Consider the following 26,812-nt stretch of genomic DNA (forward strand, 5'->3'; position numbering starts at 1 on the left):
TCGGCCCTTCGCGAATTTTTTTCGAACCACGTTGGCCAACGTTTAGGCCACTGATGCACCTGAGCCGCGAGTCGTCAGGTACGGCACAGCTTGGCGTCCCGGCGCCCGGCGTGTACTTGCTTTCGCGGCTACTCCTTCTGCGGCCGGGCATGATGGTACTCAATCACATCCATGATCGCAGCCGCCATCACCGAGGCAGAAACTCCGAACATAAGAATGCCGTTGGCAGCTTCGACTTGGCCAAGCATGTGCCATTGCTTTGACATGCCAATGGCGCGTAGCCCAGCATAATGAAGTTGACCGCGGGTGACGCGACGTATCAAGCACTGGCGAGGACGATGAACGCCGTAGACTATTGTGTCTGCCATGGATGGAGAGGGAGTTACGAAAGATCCCGAACGCACATCAAGTTTTTTTCTTAAAGCGCATTTTGATGCGCTTTTGAAAAAGCAACTTCAAGCAATCCCATCAACGTGGTGAAGCAGTCCCAACCATGGTCTCGTTCTGTAAAAAATCATACTCGGCATTGGTGATCGACGATCATCGCTGAACGCGAGTACCGCTGCTCACGCCGACAAGGCCGTTGGACAAGCCTCCATCGCGCGGGAAGCGTCACACTAGTGCGCGCTCGAATAAAGAATGATCTAGGATCACTCAGGACAACCGCATGCAGAAAGCGGTATCGGGCGAGGGAACGCCTTCGGCTACGGCCCAATGAGGAGCGTAGTGATGGAAGAATTGCTGGCTGACTCGGTGATATTCCTGGCGGCGGCATTAATCGCGGTGCCGCTATCCGTTCGCTGCGGCTTCGGTTCGGTGCTTGGCTACCTGGTCGCTGGGGCTGTGATCGGCCCGTGGGGGCTGCGGCTCGTCACGGATGTCCGCTCTACCCTGGACATATCCGAACTGGGCATCGTGCTGATGATGTTCATCATCGGCATCGAGATGGAAACTGACAAACTGTGGGCGATGCGCCGCGCCATCTTTGGCTATGGCGCGGCCCAGGTAGTCTTGTGTGCGACATTGCTGGCAGCGATCTTCATCGCCTTTGGCGTCGCTTGGCGGGTGGGTGTGGCAGCGGGATTTGCCTTGTCGCTGTCTTCCACTGCGATGGTGATCGCAATCCTCGAACAGAATCGCCTGATGGATTCGCCGCTTGGGCAAGCGTGCTTTGGCATCCTCCTGTTCCAGGATATCGCGGCCATTCCGATGATTGCCCTGTTGCCGCTATTGGCGCCGGTCCCAGAGGAAGCTAGCACGTCGGGCGGCTGGCTCGCCGCCGGGAAGGCACTTGCCATGATCGCCGCGGTGCTCATCGGCGGCCGTTTCCTGCTGAAATATATCCTGCGCGTGATTCAGCGGAGCGGAACGCGCGAGATTTTCACCATCTTTGCGCTGCTCTGGGTCATCGGCATCGCACTGCTGATGCACGTCGTTCAACTGTCGATGTCCCTTGGCGCCTTTATGGCCGGACTGTTGCTGGCTGGATCCGAATGCCGCGAAGAGATCGAATCCGATATGGCGCCCTTCAAAGGCATCTTCCTTGGGCTATTCTTTATTGCTGTCGGGATGACGATCGATTTTGGTGTCCTGGCGGACAAGACATGGCTTGTGGCGCTACTGGTGATTGCCGTGATCGGAGGCAAGTTTCTGGCACTCAGGTATCTGGCGAAGCGGGTCAACCTGCCGAATGAGTCTCGAACCCCCTTCGCCATCCTGCTTTCGCAGGGCGGCGAGTTCGCCTTTGTCGTGATGGGGGTGGCACAGTCGGCCAACCTGATCCATGCCGAGCAACTGTCGATTGTCACTGTCGTCGTTGCACTATCAATGGCAACGACGCCACTTCTCGTCCTTGTTCATCGCAAGCTGTTGGGTGCCAGCACAGCATGGCATCAGGCGGGTTCGTAGCGCAGGAAACGATGCGCTGGCCTTGGCCTGAATATCAAGTCAAGGGGCCTCCGCCTTTGTCAAATTCAGCCAATCTTCCTGGTCTGGCCGCGTTGGTCAACGTTTAGGCCACCGCTCTACCTGAGCCACGAGGTGCCGGGGACGGCCCAGCTTGGAGTCCTGGCGTCCGCGCAACCGATCTACTACTCGTATTCGGTTACGTCACGCTATCGCTGCCTTTTATGTACCGCGCCGTCGATTCGGGTATGCGCGCCGTTGATGTACGCTCGCTGACCGAGGCTGCCGAGTGGTCTCGGCGCGGGCTGGACCACGATCCTTTCCGCGTGATTTTCCCTAACGTACGCTCGGGAATTCTGTCTGGCGCGTTCCTGACGTTCGCCGTGGTGATCGGCGAGTTAACGATCGCCAGCCTGCTCGATCGCCCGGCGTTCGGACCGTATTTGCAGCTGATCGGCGCGAACCACGCTTACGAGCCCTCGGCGCTGGCGATCATCGCCTTCATTGTCACGTGGGGATCGATGGGTTTGATCCAGGTGTTCGGCTCGGCGCGCGCGCTGGCCGGCCATAAAACTTGAGCCGGTGAGGCCGCAACCCATGGCACTTCTCGAGATCGACAATCTCCACAAGGCGTTTGGGGCGAATGTTGCGGTGCATCAGTTCGACATGAGCATCGCCCAAGGCGAATTCATCACCTTTCTCGGCCCGTCGGGCTGCGGTAAGACGACCGTACTGCGCGTGATCGCCGGATTCGAAACGCCCACGCGCGGCGCGGTCCGTCTGAACGGTCGTGACGTTACGCGTGTGCGCACACGCAATCGCGCCGTCGGCATGGTGTTCCAGTCCTATGCGTTGTTTCCGAACATGACGGTGGCGCAGAACATCGGCTTCGCGTTGAAGGTCGCAAAGCGTTCAGAGAAGGAGACGGGCGGGCGTGTTGCAGAGATGCTGGAACTCATCAAATTGCCGGATCTCGCCGGGCGCTATCCGTGGCAATTGTCCGGTGGGCAGCAACAGCGTGTGGCCTTGGCCCGTGCGCTCGCAAGTCTGTTTCACCGTTTCTATCATTGAAGCCGACGAGACCCGCTAATTCTGTACGAGCCATATCTAATGGCTCGTTGTCCATTGTTCCTCCGTCGACTACATACTCACAATAAGGATCCGGGGCTGGATGGTTGACGCCGTTGACCGTTTGCGTCCACGCAGGAAGAATTTGACAGTACCTGAGTTTTCCTGTCCGGTCATCAGGGATAGCAACATATCGGTAATCCAGGTCAGAGACGCTTCGACTCTCGAATCTGGGTGTCAGTCCGATCGGAAATGCGCCAGAACCCAGCGCTGCATTGCCAAGCTCGCTCCAGCCTCTCGTAGATACCTTTGGATAGACGGTTGCGTCGAGTCTCATATCGTCTGGTCGGCGTGCGAAAACCTTGCCGCTGTATCCCACAGAGAAACTGCGAAACGACTTGTGGAGCGTCATTGTTAGTCCGCCGTAGGCAGGGCCTTTCATTGAAATGTAGTACGGGATTCCGCGGAGCCCGCCTTGCGTGAAAATGAAGCGGACCCGACCGTCGAGATAGCTCCGCGACTTCAATTGGCCAGCCGCATTCAATGCGTCAGCGGTAATCTTGTTGAGCACGGTCGAATCCAGGATCGACTGCAAGACCGGTGAGGCGTCAAGGTCTTTGTGTTCGAGAAGATTCCTGATGTCAATGCGTTTGACCCACGATTCGTAAAATGGATTGGTGTAGTTATTGACAGGTGTAGTCGGTCGGACGTGTTCAAAGTCGTATTGAAGCGCTATTGCAGCGATTGCGCCGTTCATGCTACCGGCAGAGGCGCCGGCGATAACCCGCAAGCGCACCTGGTGCATTGGCACGGACTCGCTGCCTTGCTGCGCCTTCATGGCCTCCCATTCATCGAGCGCTTCGATGAGGTAATCGAGAACCCCGGCGGAAAACGCCCCTGCGGATATCGCGCCTGCAAGCACGAGCCCTATTTCAAACACGCCATCTTGTGGAGCGCTCTCTTCTGAAACATAGGCAGCGACTGGATCGGTCGTGTTGACCTGGGTCTCGGTTGACGCCTCGCTGACGGCGACCGGCAGTGCGATTTCGTCCTCAGACATTTTTGCGTCTCCTCACCGTGAAGTGCGCGAGCTTTGTCCGGCACAGCAGATTGACTTTTGCAAACTAACGCAAACCCATTCACAACTGTCCCACACCGGTACTTTGGACTGCAGTGTTATGACCGCAGGCGGTATTTGTATGTCTGATACCGAACACTGCATTGGCATTTGTCGCTTGTAACGAAGGCGAGCAACAACTGAAAACATCTCGTCATTGTCGCGTGGTGTTCAATGCTGAACGCCGGTTCGGGATTACCGGTTGGCGTTAGTGGTTGGATAGCCATTCCGTTTAGAGCGTTGCCCGAACGAGAGGCTTGAGCGGAACGGGAAAGTCTCAGGCGTGGGCGATTGTTGTGCGAGTGGAGTTAAGTGATAAAAAATATATCTTGTGATAAGAATACTTATCCAAATAGTCACATATTGATTCACCTTTTTTCAGAAAACTGGAGATCGATGGACGCGCACACGAGTACGCGCGGCGAGCGCCTGCTCTATGCGGTAGGGCCGGCCGGTGTGAAGGGTGTGCGCTCGTGGCCGAGATGGGACTCTCCGTTGCTGCGTTACGGGTCGGCCGGGTGAACATATCGACGCTCGACGAGTCGGCTGTCGCGAGCTCTACGACGGCCCGGTGCCTGCCCTGCTGCGAGGCGGCTCTCGCACGAGGGTCACGCCGCGCGCCGAATCCATGAGACCTTTTTGTTGGGCGCTCGCACTCACCCTTTGTTCGACTCTGCGTCCGGTGAAGAACGTGTTTTCTCCGAAGGCAAGATCGCATCAACAATGCGCTCGATGAATTCGAAGAACTTGTCGACGCCATAGCCTGCGACAAATGCCAATGCTAGGGGCGGAAGCGTCTTGCTGCCCTCCAGAAAGCTGGTGAACAGTCCGATCGTGATGCCGATGATTACGGCTGTTGCGATTTGCGCTAGATTTGCAACCGGCGACTTGCGAAGGTGATACGTGCTCGTCGCGGTTTCCGACCAGATTCGCCGCAAGACAGCTGCGCAAGCACCGAGCGCCGCGTATAGCACCGGAAGAACAAAACCGACGATCGCCCCGCCAAAGTTATCCGCCTCCGACTTGAGCTTCAACGCAATCTGTCGGATATCCTGATACACGGCTATTTTTTGGAACCCTTCCTGCACCTGATCCACGGGCGGTGTCGGCGCAGGGCGCGCGTCGGACTTCTTTTGATTGTCCGGCACTTCAGTGGTCCCGACATGCAGCAGCGGTAACTTGATCTCTAGCCCGGCTCGCCGGCCATCTGCGGTGCACATCCAGAAGTTTGCATTCGGGTTTGGTACGGGTTTCACTGCACCGACATCCCTGTTTTTGCAATCGCCCAAGTATGCGGCGCGTTCCCAGATCTCCGTCTTTTTGTCGAACCGCAAGTAACCTAGAAAATTCATCACGGCATTCAGGCCGCCGATATCCGAATAGAGTTGGCGCATGCTAATGGCGAACTTCTGGACATTTTCCTTAAGTTCGCGCGCGTTCTGTGAGTCGACGAGGTGATCGATCGCGTGCTCCTTGTCATTTACGTCCTCGCGTGAGTCCCAGACCTGCAGAATGAAGGCTTGTGTTTCGTCGTGGATCGATAGGGCAAGTTTGTCGTTCGATTCAACCTGCTTGTCGATATCAGCAGCAAACTGGTTGAAGATCAGCATAAGGCACGACAGAGCGATCACCAGAAGGGCAATGAAGGTGGTAACGCCGCCGTACCAATACATCGATCTTTGCGCTATGACTGGCGCTTGACGGTTGAGTGTCTCCCGCGTCACGGGAGAAACTGCCTTCGCGATCGCCGCATAGGCAGCATAAAAAGAAGCGATATCTTCTCCATCCCAAGCATTTTTTGAACGTGCATCGACTGCGCGTCCCACTGCACCGAGATGCTCTTTCCGAATCTCGATGCCATGCTGTGCAGCAAACGAAAGCAGCCGCCGGCAGGCGGAGACGTCGCGTGCCAGACCATAGACACAAGATGCACCTGGGGCATGGTTGGTGCCTGAGCCAGTCGTGCCTGGTGCAGAGGTATCAGTGTTCATCTTCGAAACGCTCGTCGCATTGATCGTGATACAGGCGTTACGGCAATTGATTCAGGATCGCTGTGCCATGCGGCGTGCCGAGCCCGGTACAGGCGTCCCAGCCAGGCGCCGCTTCGTAGCTCTTAATGGTATTGGCGAGCGCATTGGTGCCCTGGGTGACATCGTTAAAGATACCGTTCGATGCGTTCTCATACAGGAACGGGTTCAGGAAGCTCACGTTCTTTCCTTTGCCCTGATTGAGTTGTGCGACCAGAGCAGCCATCGACGGTGCGACGGCGCTCGTTCCGCCCGACGGCCCCACGGCAGTATCGACACGCGTAAAATAGTTCGTCGTGCTCATCGCAGTGTCCGGCATGCCGCGCCCCGCTGTGGCGTTGGCATGCCGATCTCGTCGAAAAACGCATTGAGATCGCTTCTGCGAAAGCCGCCGCCGAGTTCGATGATGGCAATGGTTTGCCCGCTGCCGTCGAGTTGTTGCGGGAAGTTGTAGCGCTTCGCGAATTCGGTTGCCGCGAGGCCATTGCCGCCACCCGGCCCGTTTTGCGCCGTTTTTTTTTGCCGATGCGGTGCGGGGTGCTTCGGGCGTGTGTCGAAACCGAACACGCCCGTTACGATGCCGCTGAGCTCCTGCGGCAACGTAATCTCGCCGCGTCTTCCGCGATACGTGCCAGCGGCGTGGTGGTACATCTGCACATCAGCGTGAAAGGCGCCCAACAGATCTCCCAGTTTTCCTTGCAGCACGATGGCCCGCTCGGCTGCGTTGCGATGAACCACCGTCAGGTCATGCCGTTGTGCAAAATCCTCGATCTTGTCCAAGTCCTCTTTGGTTGCGCCGTACTGGTTTGCCAGTTCGTCGTGCGTTAGGTAACTGCGATTCGCGAGCGCGGTATTGCCGAGTTCATACGCCTTTCGAACCGGTGCCGCGGGGTCGCCCGCCGAACGAAGACGCACGGTCACGCTAGCGAGCTCCGATGGATCGACGGGACCTGCCGGCCGCGAATCGGGCAACAGGCTTTTCCGACTTCCGGGCAGTGGGACATAGCGAGCCATGACAGGATCTCCTTCAACGATGTCGACAGACAAGCGGGACACCTGGTGCGGGGGAACCTTTTAGCGGACGAGGTGGTACGTGGATCGCACTTGATGCAGGAGGATGCACGGAATGCTCGACGCAGCATAGGTTCGACGTTGGCGGGTATGGACTATCGGCGCTTCTGCGTGGAGGCGCGAGAAGGTCAAATCAAGGAATCTATCGTCGTTCTTTGTGTGCTTCAGTTCAGCATATCGAAAATCGTATAAACGAAATGCACCGATTCAAAGCGGTCTACGTGCGCTTGCGCACATTCACTGACGGAGCGCCGTAGCAGCGAGTGGAAACGTTGCTAACGTTACCCATTCTGTGCCGGCGTTTTGGTCGAGGTGCCCGTGGTTCGATAGAGTCAGAATTTCGCGCAAGGCGTCAAGTAGCAGCATTTGGACTAGGTTCACTCATCTCGGATGTGAAGGGAGCATCGGTTGAAAAAACCGAATTCGCATTGTAAGGCACCCAAACTACTTGTTATCAAATGCCAATCAAAACGCTAGATGATGGATGAATAAAAATGAGAACCAGAAACGACGCGACCGGAGAAATCGCTTCCATTGCGTCATGATCGTTTCCGATCATTTATTCAACGTTCATCAATGGGATGACTCCACCTGTATGCGTATCGAATCCATGACGTAGCAGATCGATAGCTGCTTGTTTTATCAGCTCGTTCTTGACTATTTAAAGCATGCCACCTAGCTTAATCTCAAAACCAAAAGCTTCATTGTCAGTATCGACTTCATCGGTCGACATCTGGCGGGCTGGTGAGGAGTGCATCACGCGTTTGACGGTCGCAGCGTCGTCAGGCAATCGTGTTGCTCACCGAGTGATGCTTTCCTGCCACGCCAGTCGTATTGGCATGCCGTCTCGGCAATTCGCGTCGGCGCCACTGCTTCGCCGCACGGAGAACGTCCGGGCGCGAGCGGGTGCGGTGCCACCATGCCGGCCGGTTTCTTCGCTTCGCAAGTACGCACTATCTGGCATCGATCGGCGCAAGCCGGCCGGCGCCGAGTCGGATTGAATCGTCAGTCGCCGTACGGCATCCGCGCTTCGACGTGGATGGACGCCGGCTTTGAATGGAGGTGCGTCATGCCTGTTGCAGTTTCGTATCCGGGCGTCTACGTGCAGGAACTCTCGAGCGGCGTGCACACGATCGTCGGTGTTGCGACATCGATTGCTGCGTTTGTGGACTTCTTTTCTACGGGCCCCATGAACACGGCCGTGCAGATTTTCAGCTTCGCCGATTTCGAGCGCCAGTTCGGCGGACTCGATACGCGCAGCGAAGCGAGCTACGCGATCCAGCAATTCTTCCTGAACGGGGGCACGCTGGCGTATGTCGTGCGAGTTTCGTCGAGCACTGCCGGCAACGCGGCAACGAAGGCGGCGATTGCGATGGCGGCGCTTCCCGGCGATCCGGAGGAGGTGCTGAGCGCCACCGCCGCGAACGCGGGCGCCAGCGGCAACGGACTGCGCATCGCCGTCGATTACGCAACGGTCGATCCGGCTACGCAGTTCAATCTGACGATCACTCAACTCAATCCCGATGGTAGCGTCGCGGCGAAGGAAGCGTTCGTCAATCTGATCGTCGCGGCCGGCAAGCCGAACGACGCGGTCGCGACCGTCAACGCCACATCGCAGCTCGTGAGCCTCGCCGCGACGGCGAGCGGGCAGGGTAAGCGTCCCGCATGCACGGGCACAGTGAGCACGCCGATCGGCGACGTAAGCGCGCTCAAGCTCACGAAGGACGACACGGTCGACGTGAGCCTGAACGGCGCCCTGGTTGGCACGACCACCGCACTCGGTGATCCGCCGCCCGCGACCGTCGACGCCATCGCGCAAACACTGCAGACCCTGCTGCGCGGTGTGACGCAGAACAAGGCGACGCCGCTCGCGAGCGCGACGGTCGGCGTGGTGCGCGTGTCGGCGACCGAGCAGTATCTGGTCGTGAAGTCCGGCACGTCGGCCGCAAGCGACGTGGTCGGGCTGTCGAACACGGCCGATGGTATCGCGAAGAAACTGGGCTTTGCGGCCGCGGGCCAGAACGTTCAGCAGTACGCGCTTGGTGCGGGCGCCGCCAGCCAGGATCAGTTCCTGCCCGTCGATCCTACATCGACGGCCAAGCCGCCCGCGCGCGCGCAGCAAGCCGGCAGCGACGGCACGATCGACATGAAAGATGATGCGGCCGGATTTGCCGGTGGTCTGATCGGCGATCCGAACGCGAAGAGTGGCATGTACGCGCTGCTCAACGTCGATTTGTTCAACATCCTTTGCTTGCCGGCGACGATGAATCTGCCGGACGACAGTGCGCTCGCGGTCGCAACCGCAGCAATCAGCCTGTGCACGACGCGGCGCGCGATGTACCTGCTCGACGTGCCACAGGCCGACGTCAATCGCGATACGGTGCCTGCGATCATGAAGTGGCTCGACATGAATGCGGGGCTGCGCAGTCGCAATGCGGCACTGTACTTTCCCCGTATCGACGTTTCCGATCCGATCAACGGCTTGCGCGCGCGGAAGGTGTCGCCGAGCGGCACGGTCGCGGGCCTATGGGCGCGCACCGACGGGTCGCGCGGCGTGTGGAAGGCGCCGGCCGGCACCGAAGCACAGCTCGCGGGTGTGGGCAAACTCGAATACACGCTGACCGATCCGGAAAACGGCGTGCTCAATCCGCTCGCGATCAATTGCCTGCGCACGTTCCCGGTCTACGGAGCCGTTTGTTGGGGCGCACGCACGTTGATGGGCGCGGACCAGATCGCCGATGAATACAAGTACATTCCGATCCGGCGCCTAGCGCTCTTCATCGAAGAGACGCTGTACCGCAGTACGCAATGGGTCGTCTTCGAGCCGAACGACGCGCCGCTCTGGGCGCAGATCCGTCTCAACGTCGGCGCGTTCATGCAGACGCTGTTCAGGCAGGGCGCGTTCCAGGGCTCCACACCGCAGCAGGCCTACCTCGTCCAATGCGACGCCACGACGAATCCGCAGGCGACGATCGATCAGGGCATCGTCAACATCGTCGTCGGATTCGCGCCGCTCAAACCGGCCGAGTTCGTCGTGATCACCATCCAGCAGCTCGCTGGGCAACTGGCGACCTGAGGAGGAACCATCGTGGCCGAATTCACTGTCAACGCGCAGCGCTTCGATCCGTACAAGAACTTCAAGTTCCGGGTCAAGTGGGACGGCAAGTACGTCGCGGGCATCAGCAAGGTCGGCATGCTCAAGCGCACGACCGAGGTCGTCAAGCATCGCGAAGGCGGCGATCCGTCGAGCAGCCGCAAGTCGCCGGGGCGCACCGAATTCGATGCGATCACGCTCGAGCGTGGCGTCACGCACGATCCGGAATTCGAAGCGTGGGCGTCGAAGGTCTGGAGTGTCAACAATGGGCTCGGCACGGAAGTGTCGCTGAAGGATTTCCGCAAGGACATCTTGATCGAGGTCTACAACGAGGCCGGCCAGCTCGCGATCGCGTACAAGGTGTATCGCTGCTGGGTGTCCGAATATCAGGCGCTGCCCGATCTCGACGCGAACGCGAATGCTGTCGCGATCCAGCATGTCAAACTCGAAAACGAAGGGTGGGAGCGCGATATTTCGGTATCCGAACCGACAGAACCGAGCTTCACGCCGCCGGTCACGGGCTGAAACGCGCGGCAACCGATCGTCGAAGACGGAGTATCCGATGGAGTCGGCGCAATTCGATCAGTTCTCAGCCGAGCGGCACGGCGCAACCGTGGCGCTTGCCACGCGCCCCCCCGGCGCGGCCGCCATGCTCGCCGCGTGGGAGCACGGACACGCGCAGGATCCCGTCGAACGCGGGCTGATCCTGCTGTCGCTCGCGTGCCCCGACTGGCCGGCCGACGCCTTGAGCGCGGCCACGATCGGCGAGCGCGACCGGTGGCTGCTCGCGCTGCGCGGCGCGATGTTCGGCGTGCGCCTCGCGGCGCTGGTGTCGTGCGACGCGTGCGGCGAGCAGCTCGAACTTGACGTGCCGATCGACGACCTGCTGGTCGCGCCGGATCGGCGCAACGGCGGCGATCCGTTGACTTGGCGGTGCGACGACGGCCTCGAGCTGCGCATGCGCGTGCCCGACAGTGGCGATCTGCGCGCGGCGGCGCAAGCCGACGAAGACGCAGCGGTTCCGATGCTGATGCGGCGCTGTGTCGTCTCGGCGTCACGGGCGGGCGAGCCGGTCGAGGTGCCCGCGTTGTCCGGCGACTTGGTCGAGGAAGCCGCGCGGCGCATTATGCAAGCGGATTCGCACGCGGATCTGAAGCTCGCGCTGACTTGCGCGGCGTGTGGTACACAGTGGCATGCACCGCTCGACATCGTTGCGTACCTGTGGGCGGAACTCGACGCCTGGGCCGGGCGGATGCTTTGGGAGATCCACACGCTCGCGTCCGCATATGGCTGGCGCGAGTGCGACGTGCTCGCGCTCGGCCCTATGCGTCGCGCAACCTACTTGAGCATGGTGTTCGGATGAACGGCTATTTCGCCACACTGGTGTCGCGCGCGCGCGGCCGTGCCACGCCGGCTGAGGTCCGGCCGCGTTTGCCTTCGCTGTTCGAAGCCTGGCCTGACGCGCTGGTGCCGGGCGCGCACGACGCGGCGAATGAGTTCGAGTCGCAGCAGGTGACGGACGTGGCCGGCCGCGATGCGGCGCCCCTGTCGAGCGCATCGTTCGAATCGTTCGCGCACGCACCGCATGGCGATCGGCATGCGCAAGATGCCGCGAATCCGTTTGCGGCGACAGCATCGGTCGCACAGTCGGACGCGATCCCGGACGCCGCCGGGGCGCTGCCGGCGCTTCGCGCGGCGATTGCACGGGCCGCGACGCCGGTGGCGCCCGCGAGGGAAGTGGCCGAACATCGAGCACGTCACGCCGGCGATTACGACGAGCACGCGGCGATGAGAGCGCCGCTCCATTCAGCGCGACCGCATGGGGCAACCGCCGGCGAGACAAGGGGCAGCAATTCGCGCGCCGCGGCGCCGTCACTTTCTGCGCCGCCTTCCATGCTGCGGCGCTTCACGCGTAACGAGCCGGCCCCCGCCGCATTGCGTCCGCGCCTGCCCGACCCCGCCGCATTGCGCACGCCGCCCACGAGCCCCACGCTGTTCGCGCGCGCGTCGCAGGGCGTGATCGAGCGTCGCCGTGCCGCGAGCACCGAAACCACGGTGGTCGTCAGCATCGGGCGCGTCGAAGTGCGCGCCATGTCGGACGCGCGCGACGCGCGGCCTCGCGCGCAAGACGGCGGGCCGCACGTGATGACGCTCGACGAGTACCTGCGGCATCACGCGCAGCACTAACGTCCTATTGACGCTTCGTCGCCCAGACGCCCGCCGCCATGAGCAACTCGAACGCCATCGCCGCCGTCACCGCCACGCTGCAGTCGATACTGCAGCAAGGCGCGACGCAGGAGCAAGGTCTCAACGACACGACGGTGACGATTCTGCCGCTCGACAAGGCGCGCGGCAGCAACACGAACAATCAGCTGAACCTGTTTCTCTACATGGTCGTGCGCAACGCCGCGTGGGTGAACGCGGACATGCCGCGCCAGGTCCGCTCCGGCGAAATGGCGATGCCGCCGCTGCCGCTCAATCTCTACTACCTGATCACCGCATTCGGCGCGAACGACGACGCAACGGCGCCCTCGGGCCACGTGCTGCTCGGCAAGGCGATGAGCGTGCTGCATGACCATGCGGTGCTGAGCGCGGCTGATATCGTGGCGGCGACGGCGTCGCTGCCAGGCTCCGACCTCGACAAGCAGATCGAGCACGTGCGCGTGACGTTCCATCCGCTGACGATCGACGAGCTCTCGAAACTGTGGACCGGGTTCGCGATGCAGTACCGGCTGTCGGCCGCCTATGAAGTCGGCGTGACGTTGATCGAGAGCACGCGCGCGACGCGCGCCGGGCTGCCGGTGCTGACGCGCGGCCCGAAGGACGACGGCGTTGCTTCGCAGCCGGACCTGATGCCGCCCGTGCCGACGCTCGACGCGCTCGCGTTGCCCGACCTGCAGCCCTCCGCGCTGCCTGGCGCGGTGCTCACGTTGAGCGGAGTGCATCTGGACGGCGCGAACGTCGGCGTGCAATTCATGCATCCCCTATGGAGCGCGCCCGTCGAAGTGCCGCCCGCCGCCGGTGGCACGGCGACGTCCGTGAAAGTGACGCTTCCCGTGCAGCCCGCCGTCTGGCCGGCGGGCTTCTATGCGCTCAGTGTGTTCGTGCAGCGCCCGGGCGAGACATTCCGGCGGCAGACCAATCAGCTCGTGCTGGCGATCGCGCCATCGATCACGATCACGCCGGCGAGCGCCCCGGCGGGCGACGTCGTTTATACGGTGACGGTGTCGCCGCAGGTCTGGCCCAGCCAGCGCGCCTCGCTGCTGCTCGGCATGAACGAAGTCGTCGCCGACGCGCATCTGGCCCAGACCAGCACGCTGACGTTTCACGCGAGCGCCCTCGTGAAGGGCGACTACTGGGTGCGGCTGCGTGTCGATGGCGTCGACAGCTTCCTCGTCGATCGCAACAAGACGCCGCCCGTGTTCGACAAAACGCAAAAGGTGAGCGTGACATGACCGAGAGCGAGTGGCTCAATGCGAATGCGCGCTATCTGGGCGATGCGCTCGCGTGTGTGCGCGCGCGGCTGCAGCAGTACGCGGCCGGACAGCAGGGCGCGCAAGCCGGTGTGCAAGGCGGCGCACAAGCCGGCGAACGCGCGGACGAACGCGGCTCCGCCTTCGGTTTCTGGCATCGGCGCAAGCCCGACGATAATCCGGCGTCGCGCGACGCGCGGCCGCCGGCGGCGTCAGCGCCGTCCACGCTCGACGAGCTCGACGAGCTCGGCAAGGACATGACGCCGCCGCCCGCGTTGCGCTTGATCGTGCAGCGCTTCGGCCTGAGCGACTTCGAACGCGACGTGATGCTGCTGTGCGCGGCGATGGAGATCGACACGTCGATCGCGGGCCTGTGCGCGCAGGCGCAAGGCGACCGCGCGCTCGCCTGGCCGACTTTCGCGCTCGCGCTCGATCTGTTCGACGGCGGCAGATGGGAAGCGCTTGCCCCCGATCGTCCGCTGCGCTACTGGCGGCTCGTCGAGCTCGGCGCGCCAGGCGGCACGCTGATTTCGAGCCCGCTGCGGGCCGACGAGCGGATCGTCAACTTCATCAAAGGCGTCATGTGCCTCGATGACCGTCTCGCGCCGCTCGTGATGCCGCTGCCGGCGCTGGAACCGGCCGCCTCTGCCGGCGATGGCGCCGCGCTGCCGGCGTCGCAGCACGCGGCGGTCGAAGCGATCGTCACGGGTATCGGCCAGGCCGACGACGGCGCGACCCCCGTGATCTGGCTGCTGGGCAGCGATACGGCGAGCAAGCGCGAGGTCGCCGCGACGGCCGCCCAGGCGCTCGAGCGCCACGCGTACCGGCTCGACAGCGCGATGCTCCCCGCCGCACTAGGCGAGCTCGACGCGCTGGCGCGACTGTGGCGGCGCGAAAGCCTGCTGCTGCCCGTGGCGCTCTACATCGAGGCCGAGCATGCCGACGGCGTGCAGACCGTCGTCGATCTGTTGCTGAGCCGGCTCGACGGCGTCGTGTTTCTCGCGACGCGGCATCTTTGGCCGAACGTCGCGCAGACGCCGCTCGCGATCGAAGTCGCGCGGCCGAGCACCGCCGAGCAGAATGCGTGCTGGCGCGCGGCGTCGCCCGCGATCGGCGAGGCGCTCGCCCATGCGCTGTCCGACCAGTTCGATCTGAACCCGAACGCGATCCGCGAACTCGCGCAACGCGAGAGCGCCACGCAGGGGGCGGAGGCGCCGGCGCTCGAGCGGCGCCTGTGGGACGCGGCGCGCGCGCTGACGCGGCCGGGCCTCGATTTGCTCGCGCGGCGTCTCATCTCGCAATCGACGTGGGACGACATCGTGTTGCCATCGGCCGAGACAGCGCTGCTGCACCAGATCGCCGATCAGGTCGGTCATCGCGGCACCGTCTATCGCGACTGGGGGTTCGCCAAGCGGATGAGCCGCGGACTCGGCATCAGCGTGCTGTTCGCGGGCGCGACGGGCACCGGCAAGACGATGGCCGCCGAAGTGCTCGCGAATCACCTGCGGCTCGATCTGTTCCGCATCGATCTGTCGGCCGTCGTTAGCAAGTACATCGGCGAGACGGAGGCGAACCTGCGACGCCTGTTCGACGCGGCCGAGGGCGGCGGCGCGATCCTGTTCTTCGACGAAGCCGACGCGCTTTTCGGCAAGCGCACTGAAGTGAAGGACAGCCACGACCGCTACGCGAACATCGAGATCAACTACCTGCTGCAGCGCATGGAGTCCTACAGCGGGCTCGCGATCCTCGCGACCAACATGAAAGCCGCGCTCGATCAGGCGTTCCTGCGCCGCTTGCGCTTTGTCGTCGATTTTTCGTTTCCGGGCACGGCCGAGCGCGAGCAGATGTGGCGCAAGGCATTTCCGGGCGAGACGCCCATCGCCGATCTCGATTACGCACGGCTCGCGCGGCTCAACCTGACGGGCGGGCACATCGCGGTGATCGCGGTGAACGCCGCATTTCAGGCCGCCCGGGCCGGCACGCCGGTGACGATGCCGATCGTCTTCAACGCGGCGCGCGTCGAGTTTCGCAAGCTCGATCGTCCCGTCAACGAGACCGACTTCCGTTGGTCGGGGGCGGCCGTATGAAAGTCGTCGTGCGCATCGAGCGTCTCGTGCTAGACACTTTCGCGGACCAACCCGGCGAGCCGGCCCGTCTGCGCGCCGCGCTCGAGAGCGAGCTCGCGCGGCTCGCCAGCGATTCGCGCGCGGCCGACTGGCGCTCGCGCGCGACGCCCGTGGTGCGCGCGCCGAACGTTCGTACCGCGCGCGGCGACACCCCCGAGTCGAGCGGGCAGCGCATCGCCGAGGGCGTGTACGCGGGCATCCTGGGGCGGCGATGAGCACGCTCAAGCGCGCCGCCGCGCCGGCGCTCGCCCGCAACGCGGCGTTCGCGAAGGACGGGCGCACACTCTTGCGGGACGCCCGGCACGCGGACGCGCCGCTGCGCGAGCATCCGCTCGGCGAGGCTGTCGCGCGCGCGCTGCGCGGCTCGGGGCGGCCGCTCGATCCGGCGACGCGGCGTTTTCTGGAACGGCGCGTCGGCGCGGCCGGTTCGGCGTCGGGCGTCGTCGACGCGCTGCGCGCGCCGGCGCGATTCGCGATCGCGCGCACGGACGATCCGCACGAGCGCGCGGCGGACCAGGCTGCCGATCGCGCGTTGCAGACACCCTCGGCGTTCGCGGCGCCCGCGTTCGCGGCCGACTTCAGCCGCGTGCGGGTGCACGCGGGCCCGGCGGCGAGCGCGGCGGCGCGTGCGTTGCGCGCCCGGGCGTTCACCCTGGGCGACGACGTCGTGTTCGGCGAAGGCGCTTACCGGCCGGGCACGCAGGACGGCCTGTGGCTGCTCGCTCACGAAATCGCGCACGTCGCGCAGCGTGCGAAGGGCCTGCTGTTCCGCAAGGCGTTCGCGGCGCAGGACTTGCCGCCGACCGCGGCCGACAGCGAGCTCGACGACAAGGACCTGCCGGCGCCGACCGACCTCGCGCAGCCTGGCGCGGCTGCCGAAGCGGGACCCTCGGTGGGTCAGGGCACACCGCCCGCGCCGAGCCCGACTCACGCTCAGCAGCCGTCCACCGCCGGTGCGGCTGCCGCGTCCGCGCCCGGCTCGACGGCGCTCAAGTCTGCACCCGCGGCGGGCGCCGCAGCCGAAAAGAAGGCGCAGCCGAAGACGCCCGGCGAGCTGCCGACGGGCGATCTCGCGCTGATCGACGACGAGCTGGCCGAACACGAGCGCTGGGGCGCCGCGGCGAAGCAGGTGGGTACGGCGGCCACGAAAGAGCGCGCCGCATTCATCGCGCAGAGCGCGGGCGAAGGCGCGGCGCACGGCTTCGAGGAAGGCGTCGTGCAGGGCGCGAAGATGGCGGTCACGATGAAGATCGCCGAGAAGGCGGTCGAGAAGGCCGCGGTCGCGATCGCGACACGGCTCGGCGCGCAGGCGGCGAAGTTCACACCGCTGCCGGGCATCGGCGCGGTGATCGGCGGCGTGATGGCGGGCATCGATCTCGCGAAGCGCGACTGGTCGGCAACCGGCAAGACGATCGAGGGCTTCGGAAAAGGCGCGGACCTCTACGAGCAACTGGCCAATTCGATCGAGGCGATCAGCACGGTACTCGAGGTGGCGTCGCAGGTCGCGAACGTGATCGTCGGCATTCTCGGTTTGATCACCGTGATCATGTGGATCGTGGCCGTGGCGACCGCGGGCGTGATCTCACCCCTGGCCGCGACGCTCACGACGGTCTCGCTCGCGATCGGCGGCGGCACGATGGTGCTCGATGCGATCAATTCTGTTGTGCTAAAGGAATTGATCACGACGTTCCGGGCGCTGCACGCGTTCGCGAGCGACGCGGACCCGCAAGACGTCGTCAAGCAGGGCGAGGCCATCAAGGGTGCCGCAGGGGGGGCCGTGGGCTTCGTCGGCGGGCTCGTTGGCGCGAAGGCGGCTGAGAAAGGCATGCACCTCGCGACGCCGAAGCCGCCGCCCAAACTGCCCGGGCATCCGAATCCGCCGGCTGCGGGCGGGGAAGGGCCGGTCGTGAACGCGGAGCCGCCGAAAGCGGCACCGGGGGCGCCCGACGCCGCGAAGCCGGCGCTGGGTGCGGGGGCCGCCGCCGAGGCTCCGGTGGCGGCAAAGCCAGCGGCCGCCGCGCCGGTGGAAGCGCCGGCTGCAAAGCCGACAGAAGTGCCGGTTGAGATGCCGGCGAGCGCGGCAAAACCGCCTGCGGAAATCGCGGCGCATGGCGGGCCGTCCGCCACGCCGGCGGAACTCGAGGTCAAGGCCGTGCCTCAACTGGCGGCAATGGCGCCCGAAACGAAGGTTGCGCCTGAGCCGGCCGCGGCGGAGCCCGAAGCGAAGGCTGGACCCGAGCCGGCAGAGCGGTCGGCGGAAAAAAAGGGTGGCGGAGGTAAGCAAGAGCCGCCCGTCCGGGGCGAGCGACCGGCAGCACCGGGCGCTGATCCGCGAGACGTCGCGGAGTTCGAAGCGCGCGAAGCTGCGTTCGAGGCAGGAAAGAAACTGCAAACCGGGAAAGTGAAGGCGACGCGTGGCGGTGAGGAATTGCCGCCGCCGACCGGAGAGGTTCTGGATAAGCTGACCGGCAATTCGAAGGAAGCAAAGGAACTGCGGCTCAAGTACGCAACGAAGCAGGGCAGCGAAGCGGGCAAGGCGTTGCTTGCAAACGTGAGGACACGGTCCGAGGCGGCAAGCACGGGCGCGAAGGGCGGGCATTTTGGCGAAGCGAGTCGCCGCCTCGTGCCGGAGGTCGGCTTCCACGAGGGCAAGGTCATCACGGTGGGCGTCGAGCCGGGTGGGCAACCGAAAGGAGCCCGTACCGCCGATGTGACTATTGCCAAAGAGCCGCTTTCGCCAAAGCAATGGGAATCACTGAAGGGCAAGGGCGGGTCTGACGTTTTCGAGCAGGCGCTCGACCTGAAGCTGGGCGGTGGCCGGATTCCCGACAAACCGGGATTCAAGAAGCAGTCGGGCGGTGTATCGGCCACAGAGCTTACGCCGTTTACAAAGAAGTTGAAGGCCCCTGCACAGCCACCTGCTGCGGAAATGCCCGCAGCGCACAGTAGCGTTGAACCGGCCAAAGCGACAACCCCGGCTGCGACTGAGCCGGCAACACCTGAACCCGTTACGCCGACCCCCGAACCTGTTACGCCAATACTCGAGCCCGTTACGCCAACACCTGAGCCCCCGAATCCAGTTGCATCCACGCCCGCAGGCGCGGCGGCTCCCGAGGTCGCACAGCCGCAAACCGGCGCTGCCGAAAAATCCGCCGCTGCCAAGCCACCCAGCGAGACCCCGCAAGCGCCAGCAAAGGCAGGTAGCGCGGCTCCCGAGAGCGCGCCAGAAGTCAGCGAGGCCCGGCAAGCCTTCGCAGAAGAGGTCGCCGAGAAGACCGCCATGATCGGCGGTCCACCGGTCGAGCGGGAAGTCGCGGCGGGTATCGAAACCCAGCGCCCAAAGGCGCTGCGACCCGGCGAAAGCAAGTTGCTCGACCGTTCGCAGGTCGCTGACCCGGTGAAGAAGTCGCTGCGTCGGCGAGCCGCGAAGGCGTTCGGCCGCCAGATGCGCGAGGTGTTGCAGGACGAGGGCAAACACACGCCGCTTACCCAGGAGACACTTTCTCACCTGAGTCCGGCGCAGCAGAAACAGGTGCGCCGGACCGGCAAGATGCCGAAAGGATTCGAGTTCCATCACCTGATGACGATCGCCGATTACCCCGAGTTCGGGCATCTCGCCGAAAGCGGACTCGCTTTGCCGAAGGACGTGCATCTTCGCGCAGGGCACGGCGGCGACACTACGCGCCCGGTCGAAGCGGCCACGTATGTCGATCACGATGCGCACGACAGGCCCGGATTCACGATCGACAAGCGCGCCGAAAAGGGAACCCGGGAGCGGGCCACGGCAAAGGGCATCGCCGAAGGTGCGTGGCAGACGCCGGAAAAGCGAGGCGGGGTCGATGCCGACCTGCTTAAGCAATACCGGTATACGATCAAAGAGCTCAAGCGCAAACCCAACCCGACACCCAAGGACATCGCAAAACTGCGTCAATGGGAAGACGCGGTTTCGACGATGGAGCAATTGATCGCGCAAAAGAAAAGCGGCGGGCCGCCCGCGAGCCCCGCTTCGGCGCCTGCCGCGCCGGGACCCAAGGGCGTATCGGGCGGCGGCGCGGCAGCGAGCGCAGTGCCGCCCGCCGAAGCCACGCCGGCCGTAGCGACCGACAAGCCCGCCGGCGAACCGGCGAGTCTCACGCCATTGGCGCCAAAGGTGTCGCAAGCCGCCACCGCAACTGGGGAGCCCGCGGCGCCGCCAACTGCTACCGCAGCGCAAACTCCCGCCCCTGGCTCGGCTGCGGCCATGACGCAAACACCGGCCGCGGTCTCCGGGTCCTCAGCTGACAGGCCGCCCGCCATGAGTGGAGCGGCGACGCCGGCCGTTGCCGGCGAAGCGCCTCGGGCGGGTGACGTAAAACCATCCGGGGCCGCGCCCCAGGGCGCGGCATCGACCACGAGCAAGGCGCCCGCTCCGTCATCGGCGAGTGCCGAGGCGGGCAAGGAGCCTGCCACCCCAACCACCGCCGACGAACCCGCCCCATCGGCCCAGGGCGCCCCCGGCACACCGCCACCCGCCGCCGAATCCGCCGCGCAACCGCATCCACCCGAGCCTGCGGCCGAAAGCGGCGGGCCGATCGTCGAGCATGTCAATCCCGCCTACCAGCCCCCGCCCGCGACGCCCGACGATCTCGTCAGCCTGCGCAACCAGATCATCGACACGCTCGCGGCACGCGCACAGACCGAGCAGTTCGCGCAGATGATGGGCAAGCAGAAGGCGCATCACGAAGCGAACGAGAAGCCGCTCGCGGATATGAAGCAGGGCACGGGCGACGCGATCACCGCGACCGAAGCCCATCAGAAGGCGATCGCCGAGCGGGATGAGGCGAACGAGCGCAAGAAGAAGAGCGAAGGCGACGCGCGCGGCAAGATCGACGACTACGCGAGCCGCGCCGGCAAGCTGACGTCGCTGACCCTGCCGCTCAAGGGGCTCGCGCGCTTCACGGGCCTCGCGCAATCGTTGCCGAACGAGCCGGGCCCGGTGCAGCGCTTCAAGAACGGTGTATTGAAAGTGAACAGCGACGCGACGAAGTTCCTGGGCCAGCTTGACCAGATGGACCAGACCATGCAGGACCAGAAGACGCAACAGGGCGAGCGGGATAATGGCATACAGGCGGACGCCGGGACCATCAAGCAGACGGGCGATCAGGCGGAACGGTCGTCGAAGGACCTGCACGACGCGAAGGACACGACCGAGGACTTCGACAAGAACAACCTCGCGCGCAAGGAGGATGCGGCGAACCAGCAGAAAGGCGCGCAGCAGACGTCGAACAGCCTCTCGACGCAGGCGAAGCAAAAAGAGCAGCAGGCGGTGAGCCTCGCTGCGGCGATGCAGTTCTGGGCGCAAGGTCATGCCAGGGCCCGCGCGGATGCGCTCGAGCAGACGCGCAAGCGCCTCGCGGCTATGGGCTACCGGATCACGGAGGTGCGCGAGCGATGAGCACGCCCGACAGCGCCGACGCGTGGCTCGCCGCCGCGATCGCACAACTGCGCCAGGGCGATCTGGAAGGCGCCGCGCGCGCGCTCGAGCAGGCGGCCGGCGCGCAGGCCGCGAGTCCGCTGGACCGCGCGCGCAGCCTGCAGCTCGCGGCGTCGTTGCGCAGCGCGCTCGGGCAGGCGCAGGCCGCGAGCGCGCTGGCCGGGCAGGCGGCGGCAGTGTTGCCGGGCGACGTTCCGTCCGAAGGCGCGGCACTCGCGCGGCAAGCCGAAGAGGACGAGGCTGCCGCGCGCTGGCGCGACGCCGCGCAGCGTTACGGGGATGCGCTCGCCAAAATACGCGAGGCACGACCAACGCAACTGGGCGCCGACGCGCAGATTGCGCTGCTGCGATTGCGCGCTGCGTGCCTGATCGCCGAGGGCGAGTTCGCCGGTGCCGCCGCCGACTTCGATGCCGCGTGCGCGCTCGCCGGGCCGCGCATCGCGGCTTTCCTGCAGACCGAGCACGCGCGCCTGCTGTCGAACGCCGGCGCGTTCGACGCCGTGCGCAACGTGCTGCCGCTGCCCGATCCGAACGATGCGCAATTGACCGCCGAAGTCGCTGTCGAGCACGCGCGGCTCGAACGCGCGGCCGGCCACTGGGACGCGGCCCGGCTCGCCGCTGGCGAAGCGCGTGCGAAGGCGCTCGAGGCGGTGGCGCCCGTGCCGTATTTCGCGTCGAGCGTCGAGCTTGCCGAGGTGTTCGACGCACTCGGGCAGCGCGTCGACGCCTACACGTCGCTCGCGACCGCCTGTGCGACGCTGTCGGATCTGTTGGGCCCCGACGTCGCGCGCAGCTGGGTCGAACCATGTCTGCTCGCGCTGCGGCTGCGCTGGGGCGACGCGGACTTCGCGGCCGTGAAGCGCGAGCACGACGGCAGGCGTCGCGCGCAATCCCGCGAGGCGAAGCGATGAGCGCGCGGAATCGAACCTGGCGGACCGGCGCATCGCGAACGGCGCCCCATGCGAATCCGGCACTGTCGCTCAAGACGGGCGGCCGGCCGCTCGACAGCGCGACGCGGGCGTACATGGAGCCGCGCTTCGGCCACGACTTCAGCGGCGTGCGAGTGCACACCGACGCGCAAGCGGCGCGCGCAAGCGGCGCTCATGCGCTGACGGCGGGCGAGCACATCGCCTTCGCGCCCGGCCACTACCTGCCCGATACGCCCGCTGGGCGCGGCCTCGTTGCGCACGAGCTCGCGCACGTCGTGCAGCAGCGCCACGGGCGCGGCGATCCGAACCGGGTCAGCGCGCCCGGCGATCGCGATGAAAGCGCCGCGCAGCAAGCCATTCACGATGTCGCCCAAGCCCGTATACCGAGGCTCGGCGCAGCGCACGCAGGCGTGCAGCGGCAGAGCGCGGGCGATGCGCCGACACCATTGCTGCCCGTGCGCCCTTCGCTGTTCCCGTCTGCCGCGATCGCCTCGCAGCAGTCCGCGTCCGAGCTCGTGCTCGAAAGCTTCCTGAACCGGATGTGGGACGCGCAATCGAGCCGCGAGCAGCCGCTGCGTCTGAGCGCGAATGTGCTAGACGGACTGCACCTGATTCTCGGGATGGATGCCCCTGTGAGCCCGTATGCCACGTTCGAGACGGCCAGCGAACTCATCGCGCGTCTGCGCCCGCTGCTCAAGTCGGGCGCGCCGGACCTGAACGCCCCCGCGGCGCTCGACAAGCTGGTTGCGGGCGAGAAGCCGCTTGCGCATGGCGGCACGGCGCTGGCCGGCACACCGGCCGCGCCGATTTTTCCGGGGCCCGCGCCGGGACCGGCGCCGATTCCGGATCCGCGCAAGCCACCGCCGCATGGCGATAACTATGACGAGGCGGCGATGAAAGCGCTCGGCGCCGCGTTCGAAACGTTCCGCAAGACGCGCCTCGGCCGCGAACTCGAAAAGGCGGTCAAGGAGTACGTGTTCAGCAAGGACGGGATTCCGCTCGTGATCTGGGTGACGACGGTGGGCGCGACGTTTCTGGCCGCGAATGATCCGAAGCTGCCGAGCGTGCCGGATATTCCGGTCGGCCACGGCATTACGCTCAAGTTCGATGTGTCAGCGAAAGGATCGGAGCTGCCGTTGCTGTTGCGCGATCTCGTTCACGACCGGGCGGAGCCGCCCGGCACGCCCGAGCGCAAGGTCGCCGTGAGCGCGACGTTCACGTTCGAGGCACTCGGCGAGCTCGCGGCGGCGGTCGGGCATTTTTTCGCGGAAGCGGCGACGTGGATCGGCAAGGGCATCGTGCGCGCGGGCACCGTGATCGGACGGGGCGCCTCCGCGTTCGCCAAAGCGCTTGCGAAGGTGCCGCCGGAGCTGCTGTTTGGCGCCGCCGGCGCGGCGCTCGGAGCGGGCATCGGGGCGCTCGCGGGCGGTGGCGTCGGCGCGCTGATCGGCGCGGGCGTGGGGCTGGCGGCTGGCATCGGCGCCGGTGTGATCAAACGCTATCTCGGCAAAGAACAGACATGAGCGCCTTTCCCGGTTCCCCGCGCGTGCTCAAGGGCGGCATCGTACTGCTCGACCCGGACAGCTTCACCGTGCTTGCGAACGGCATCATCGTGATGCAGTACAACCCGGACACGCTAACGCGCACGCTGAAAATCAAGGGCGTGGAAGAGGGCGGCGACCGCTCGGAGGCACTGCGTCTCACGGGGCCGCCCGTCGAGACCTTCAAGCTCGAAGCCGAGATCGACGCGGCCGACCAGCTCGAACACCCGGACGAGAACCAGACCACCGCGCGCTACGGCATCACGCCGCAGCTCGCCGCCCTCGAGATGCTCGTGTATCCGTCGAGCGCGGCGCTGCAGAACAACTTCGCGCTGTCGCAGCAGGGCACACTCGAGATCATGCCGGTGCTCGCACCCATGAGCCTGTTCGTCTGGAGCGCGACGCGCATCGTGCCGGTGAGGCTCACAGAATTCAGTATTACTGAGGAAGCCTTCGATCCGCAGCTCAATCCGCTGCGTGCGAAAGTCAGCCTTGGGCTTCGCGTGCTTAGCATCGACGACCTGTTCTTCTCCGATCGCGGCGGCGGCCTGTACATGGCCTATCAGCGGCAGAAGGAAGCGCTCGCGCAGTTGTACCGCTACGGCACGCTGGGCGATCTCGGTATCAGGGGGCTGCCATGAACGGAAGCGATCCGCGTCTCGACCCGGTGCAGGCGATGCTCGCGCAGACGGCGCTGGCGACGTCGCTGTTCGCGCCTACGAGCCGCTATTGCGGCATCGACATCGCGACAATCGAGCAGAACGGCCTGCCGCTCGCATATGTGAAGCGCCGCTTCGTGCCGCCGCCCGAGCCCATGCAGACCGTGCAGCAGTACACGCTCAGGCAGGGCGACCGGCTCGACGTTCTCGCCGCGCAGTTCCTCGGCGACCCGACACTCTTCTGGCGCCTGTGCGACGCGAATCGCGCGATGCGGCCGTGGACGCTCACCCAAACGCCGGGCGCCGTGCTGCGCATCACGCTGCCGCCTGGCGTCACGGGGGCAGCGCTATGAATCGCGGCTTTTACCTGACGCTGATGATGGGCGGCTTCTCGGCCAGTCCGGTGCCGCAGGCGGTAATCGACGCGCTCGTCTCAGTGCAGGTGAGCACGACGGTTGGCAGCCAGGGCGGCTTTCAGCTCAAGTTCACGTGGAGCCAGGTGGGGCCGCTCGCGCAACTGCAAGCGAGTGGTTTCTTCGACCCGCGCCAGCGCGTGATCATCGCGGTCACCGTCAACGGCGCGACCGAAGTGTTGATGGACGGCATCGTCACGAAGCAGGACCTGACGCCGGGCAACGCGGCGGGCAAGTCGACGCTGACCGTCACGGGCCTCGACCTCACCGCGCTGATGGACTTCATCGACCTGACGGGCATCCCGTATCCGGCGCTGCCGATGTTCGTGATCGTCGAGCTGATCCTCGCGAAGTATGCGGTGCTCGGCGTCGTGCCGCTCGCGCTGCCGCCGCTGCTCGCGCTGATCCAGAACCCGATCGAGCGCTTCATGAAGCAGGACGGCACCGACTACCGCTACGTGACGACGCTCGCGAGCAAGGTGGGCGCCGTGTTCTATCTCGACCCCGGCCCGACACCCGGCAAAAGCCTGGCGTACTGGGGCCCGGACCTGACGAAGCTGCTGGGCGGCACGCAGCCCGCGCTCAGCATCGACTTCGATTCGAGCACGACGCTCGATTCGCTGAACTTCTCGTACGACGGCACGCTCGCGACGAACTATCTCGTGACGATCATCGAGCAGAACTCGCAGCTGCCGATTCCGATCCCGCTGCCGAGCATCGATCTCATCAAGGCGTCGCAGGCCGCGCATGCGCCGACGCCGCTCAAGTACGTGCAGTTGAAGCCGATCGCGAACCAGGATCCGATCGGTGCGGCACTCGCGGCACTCGGCAAGCTGTTCGAGAGCACCGATGTGGCGACCGCGAGCGGTCAACTCGATGTGCTGCGCTACGGTCGCGTATTCAAGGCGCGCCAACTGTGCGCGGTGCGCGGCGGCGGCCAGTACTACGACGGGCTCTACTACGTGAAAAGCGTCACGCACGACATCAAGCGCGGCCAGTACAAGCAGAGCTTCACGCTCGCGCGTGGCGGCACGGGATCCTCAGTGAACAGGGTGAGCGTATGAGCGGCAAGGAAAACCGGTATTACGGCGTCTATCGCGGCACCGTTATGAACAACGTCGATCCGATGCAGATGGGCCGCATCATGGTGATCGTGCCGGACGTGGGGGGCGTCACGCCCTCGACGTGGGCGATGCCGTGCGCGCCGTTCGCGGGCAAGCAGATGGGCGCGTTCATGGTGCCGCAAGTCGGCGCGGGCGTCTGGCTGCAGTTCGAAGGCGGCGACCCGGACTACCCGGTGTGGATCGGCGGCTGGTGGGGCAACGCTGCCGAGGTGCCGGCGCTCGCGCTCGCCGGCGTGCCGGGCGACCCGAACATCGTGATGCAAACGACGCTGCAGAACGCGGTCGTCGTTAGCGATGTGCCGGGGCCGACGGGCGGCATCATGCTCAAGAGCACGACCGGCGCGACGATCATCGTCAACGATACGGGCATCTACATCCAGAACGGCAAGGGCGCGAGCATTGCGCTCGTCGGGCCTTCGGTGACGATCAATGCCGGCGCACTGGTGGTGACGTGATGCCGGGCTTTCTGCTCCATGTCGGCGCGACGATCACGTGCAGCCACGGCGGACAGGCGCAGCCGACTACGCCGAATCCGCGCGTCACGGTGCTGGGTATGCCGACCGTGACGATCGCCGCGCCCTACGTCGTCGCGGGCTGCGCATTCCCGCCGCCGCCTTCGGGCAACGGCCCGTGCGTGAGCGCGCAGTTCGTCACGAGCGCGGTGCGCGTCACGTCGACCGGCCAGCCTCTGCTGCTGCTCGACAGTCAGGCCATCTGCGCGCCGACCGGCACGCCGCTCGTCGTCGCTGCGACGCAGACCCGTGTGACAGCCACGTGAAGGTCACGTGAGGT

The 26,812-nt window shown here is 64.9% G+C and carries 21 protein-coding genes and 2 pseudogenes; 18 read left to right on the plus strand and 5 right to left on the minus strand.

What is annotated here, in order from left to right:
- Positions 1-128: 128 nt before the first annotated feature.
- Positions 129-266 carry a hypothetical protein gene (locus U5A58_RS26710; RefSeq protein ID WP_321963629.1) on the minus strand — a complete coding sequence of 46 codons (138 nt, stop codon included), beginning with the start codon at positions 264-266 and terminating at the stop codon, positions 129-131.
- A 463-nt stretch (positions 267-729) separates the two neighbouring features.
- Here U5A58_RS26710 and U5A58_RS26715 point away from each other — a divergent pair, with 463 nt between their 5' ends.
- The 3 genes and pseudogenes from U5A58_RS26715 to U5A58_RS26725 form a co-directional block, all read left to right on the plus strand.
- The gene (locus U5A58_RS26715; RefSeq protein ID WP_321963630.1) at positions 730-1,908 is read left to right on the plus strand and encodes a monovalent cation:proton antiporter-2 (CPA2) family protein; all 1,179 of its coding nucleotides are present in this window, start codon (positions 730-732) and stop codon (positions 1,906-1,908) included.
- 167 nt (positions 1,909-2,075) lie between these two features.
- A pseudogene (locus U5A58_RS26720) lies at positions 2,076-2,483 on the plus strand (ABC transporter permease); the annotation flags it as partial.
- 19 nt (positions 2,484-2,502) lie between these two features.
- Positions 2,503-2,949: pseudogene (locus U5A58_RS26725) on the plus strand (ABC transporter ATP-binding protein); the annotation flags it as partial.
- Here U5A58_RS26725 and U5A58_RS26730 read toward each other — a convergent pair.
- The 4 genes from U5A58_RS26730 to U5A58_RS26745 all read right to left on the minus strand — a co-directional run bounded on the left by U5A58_RS26730 (position 2,864) and on the right by U5A58_RS26745 (position 7,131).
- Entirely contained in the window at positions 2,864-4,033 is a 1,170-nt protein-coding gene (locus tag U5A58_RS26730; protein ID WP_415774297.1) for a patatin-like phospholipase family protein, read from the minus strand. The pseudogene U5A58_RS26725 and the gene U5A58_RS26730 sit on opposite strands and share 86 nt — an antisense overlap.
- A 713-nt stretch (positions 4,034-4,746) precedes the next feature.
- Positions 4,747-6,081: a hypothetical protein gene (locus tag U5A58_RS26735; protein ID WP_321963631.1), complete on the minus strand. Its 1,335-nt coding sequence runs from the start codon at positions 6,079-6,081 to the stop codon at positions 4,747-4,749.
- 37 nt (positions 6,082-6,118) lie between these two features.
- Positions 6,119-6,421, minus strand: coding sequence for a hypothetical protein (locus U5A58_RS26740; protein ID WP_321963632.1), 303 nt, complete (start codon positions 6,419-6,421; stop codon positions 6,119-6,121).
- Complete coding sequence (locus tag U5A58_RS26745; RefSeq protein WP_321963633.1) at positions 6,418-7,131, minus strand: protease pro-enzyme activation domain-containing protein; 714 nt, start codon at positions 7,129-7,131, stop codon at positions 6,418-6,420. The genes U5A58_RS26740 and U5A58_RS26745 overlap by 4 nt, the downstream gene beginning before the upstream one ends.
- 1,126 nt (positions 7,132-8,257) lie before the next feature.
- Between U5A58_RS26745 and U5A58_RS26750 the strand changes: the two genes are divergently transcribed.
- Genes U5A58_RS26750 through U5A58_RS26820 form a run of 15 tightly spaced genes read left to right on the plus strand, consistent with a single transcriptional unit; the run spans position 8,258 to position 26,798 of the window.
- Positions 8,258-10,264 carry a phage tail sheath C-terminal domain-containing protein gene (locus tag U5A58_RS26750; RefSeq protein WP_321963634.1) on the plus strand — a complete coding sequence of 669 codons (2,007 nt, stop codon included), beginning with the start codon at positions 8,258-8,260 and terminating at the stop codon, positions 10,262-10,264.
- A gap of 12 nt (positions 10,265-10,276) precedes the next feature.
- The gene (locus U5A58_RS26755; protein WP_321963635.1) at positions 10,277-10,807 is read left to right on the plus strand and encodes a phage tail protein; all 531 of its coding nucleotides are present in this window, start codon (positions 10,277-10,279) and stop codon (positions 10,805-10,807) included.
- A 37-nt stretch (positions 10,808-10,844) separates the two neighbouring features.
- The gene (locus U5A58_RS26760; protein ID WP_321963636.1) at positions 10,845-11,645 is read left to right on the plus strand and encodes a hypothetical protein; all 801 of its coding nucleotides are present in this window, start codon (positions 10,845-10,847) and stop codon (positions 11,643-11,645) included.
- Positions 11,642-12,469 (plus strand): hypothetical protein, encoded by an 828-nt coding sequence (locus tag U5A58_RS26765; protein WP_321963637.1) that lies wholly within the window; start codon positions 11,642-11,644, stop codon positions 12,467-12,469. The genes U5A58_RS26760 and U5A58_RS26765 overlap by 4 nt, the downstream gene beginning before the upstream one ends.
- Positions 12,470-12,507: 38 nt before the next feature.
- Positions 12,508-13,737: a DUF4255 domain-containing protein gene (locus U5A58_RS26770; RefSeq protein ID WP_321963638.1), complete on the plus strand. Its 1,230-nt coding sequence runs from the start codon at positions 12,508-12,510 to the stop codon at positions 13,735-13,737.
- Positions 13,734-15,842: an ATP-binding protein gene (locus tag U5A58_RS26775; protein ID WP_321963639.1), complete on the plus strand. Its 2,109-nt coding sequence runs from the start codon at positions 13,734-13,736 to the stop codon at positions 15,840-15,842. Before U5A58_RS26770 ends, U5A58_RS26775 begins: the two co-directional genes overlap by 4 nt.
- The gene (locus U5A58_RS26780) at positions 15,839-16,096 is read left to right on the plus strand and encodes a hypothetical protein (protein WP_321963640.1); all 258 of its coding nucleotides are present in this window, start codon (positions 15,839-15,841) and stop codon (positions 16,094-16,096) included. The genes U5A58_RS26775 and U5A58_RS26780 overlap by 4 nt, the downstream gene beginning before the upstream one ends.
- Positions 16,093-21,315 carry an eCIS core domain-containing protein gene (locus U5A58_RS26785; RefSeq protein ID WP_321963641.1) on the plus strand — a complete coding sequence of 1,741 codons (5,223 nt, stop codon included), beginning with the start codon at positions 16,093-16,095 and terminating at the stop codon, positions 21,313-21,315. The genes U5A58_RS26780 and U5A58_RS26785 overlap by 4 nt, the downstream gene beginning before the upstream one ends.
- Positions 21,312-22,265 (plus strand): hypothetical protein, encoded by a 954-nt coding sequence (locus tag U5A58_RS26790; RefSeq protein WP_321963642.1) that lies wholly within the window; start codon positions 21,312-21,314, stop codon positions 22,263-22,265. Before U5A58_RS26785 ends, U5A58_RS26790 begins: the two co-directional genes overlap by 4 nt.
- A complete protein-coding gene (locus U5A58_RS26795; protein ID WP_321963643.1) occupies positions 22,262-23,806 on the plus strand; it encodes a DUF4157 domain-containing protein in 1,545 nt (514 codons plus the stop codon). Before U5A58_RS26790 ends, U5A58_RS26795 begins: the two co-directional genes overlap by 4 nt.
- A complete protein-coding gene (locus tag U5A58_RS26800; RefSeq protein WP_321963644.1) occupies positions 23,803-24,465 on the plus strand; it encodes a hypothetical protein in 663 nt (220 codons plus the stop codon). The genes U5A58_RS26795 and U5A58_RS26800 overlap by 4 nt, the downstream gene beginning before the upstream one ends.
- On the plus strand, positions 24,462-24,836 hold the full coding sequence (locus U5A58_RS26805; RefSeq protein ID WP_321963645.1) for a LysM domain-containing protein: 375 nt from the start codon (positions 24,462-24,464) through the stop codon (positions 24,834-24,836). The genes U5A58_RS26800 and U5A58_RS26805 overlap by 4 nt, the downstream gene beginning before the upstream one ends.
- Complete coding sequence (locus U5A58_RS26810) at positions 24,833-25,960, plus strand: hypothetical protein (RefSeq protein ID WP_321963646.1); 1,128 nt, start codon at positions 24,833-24,835, stop codon at positions 25,958-25,960. Before U5A58_RS26805 ends, U5A58_RS26810 begins: the two co-directional genes overlap by 4 nt.
- Positions 25,957-26,475, plus strand: a complete 519-nt coding sequence (locus U5A58_RS26815) for a phage baseplate assembly protein V (protein WP_321963647.1) — start codon at positions 25,957-25,959, stop codon at positions 26,473-26,475. The genes U5A58_RS26810 and U5A58_RS26815 overlap by 4 nt, the downstream gene beginning before the upstream one ends.
- Complete coding sequence (locus U5A58_RS26820) at positions 26,475-26,798, plus strand: hypothetical protein (protein ID WP_321963648.1); 324 nt, start codon at positions 26,475-26,477, stop codon at positions 26,796-26,798. The genes U5A58_RS26815 and U5A58_RS26820 overlap by 1 nt, the downstream gene beginning before the upstream one ends.
- Positions 26,799-26,812: the final 14 nt, after the last annotated feature.

The sequence above is a fragment of the Paraburkholderia sp. J7 genome (assembly GCF_905220155.1).
Lineage (GTDB): Bacteria > Pseudomonadota > Gammaproteobacteria > Burkholderiales > Burkholderiaceae > Paraburkholderia.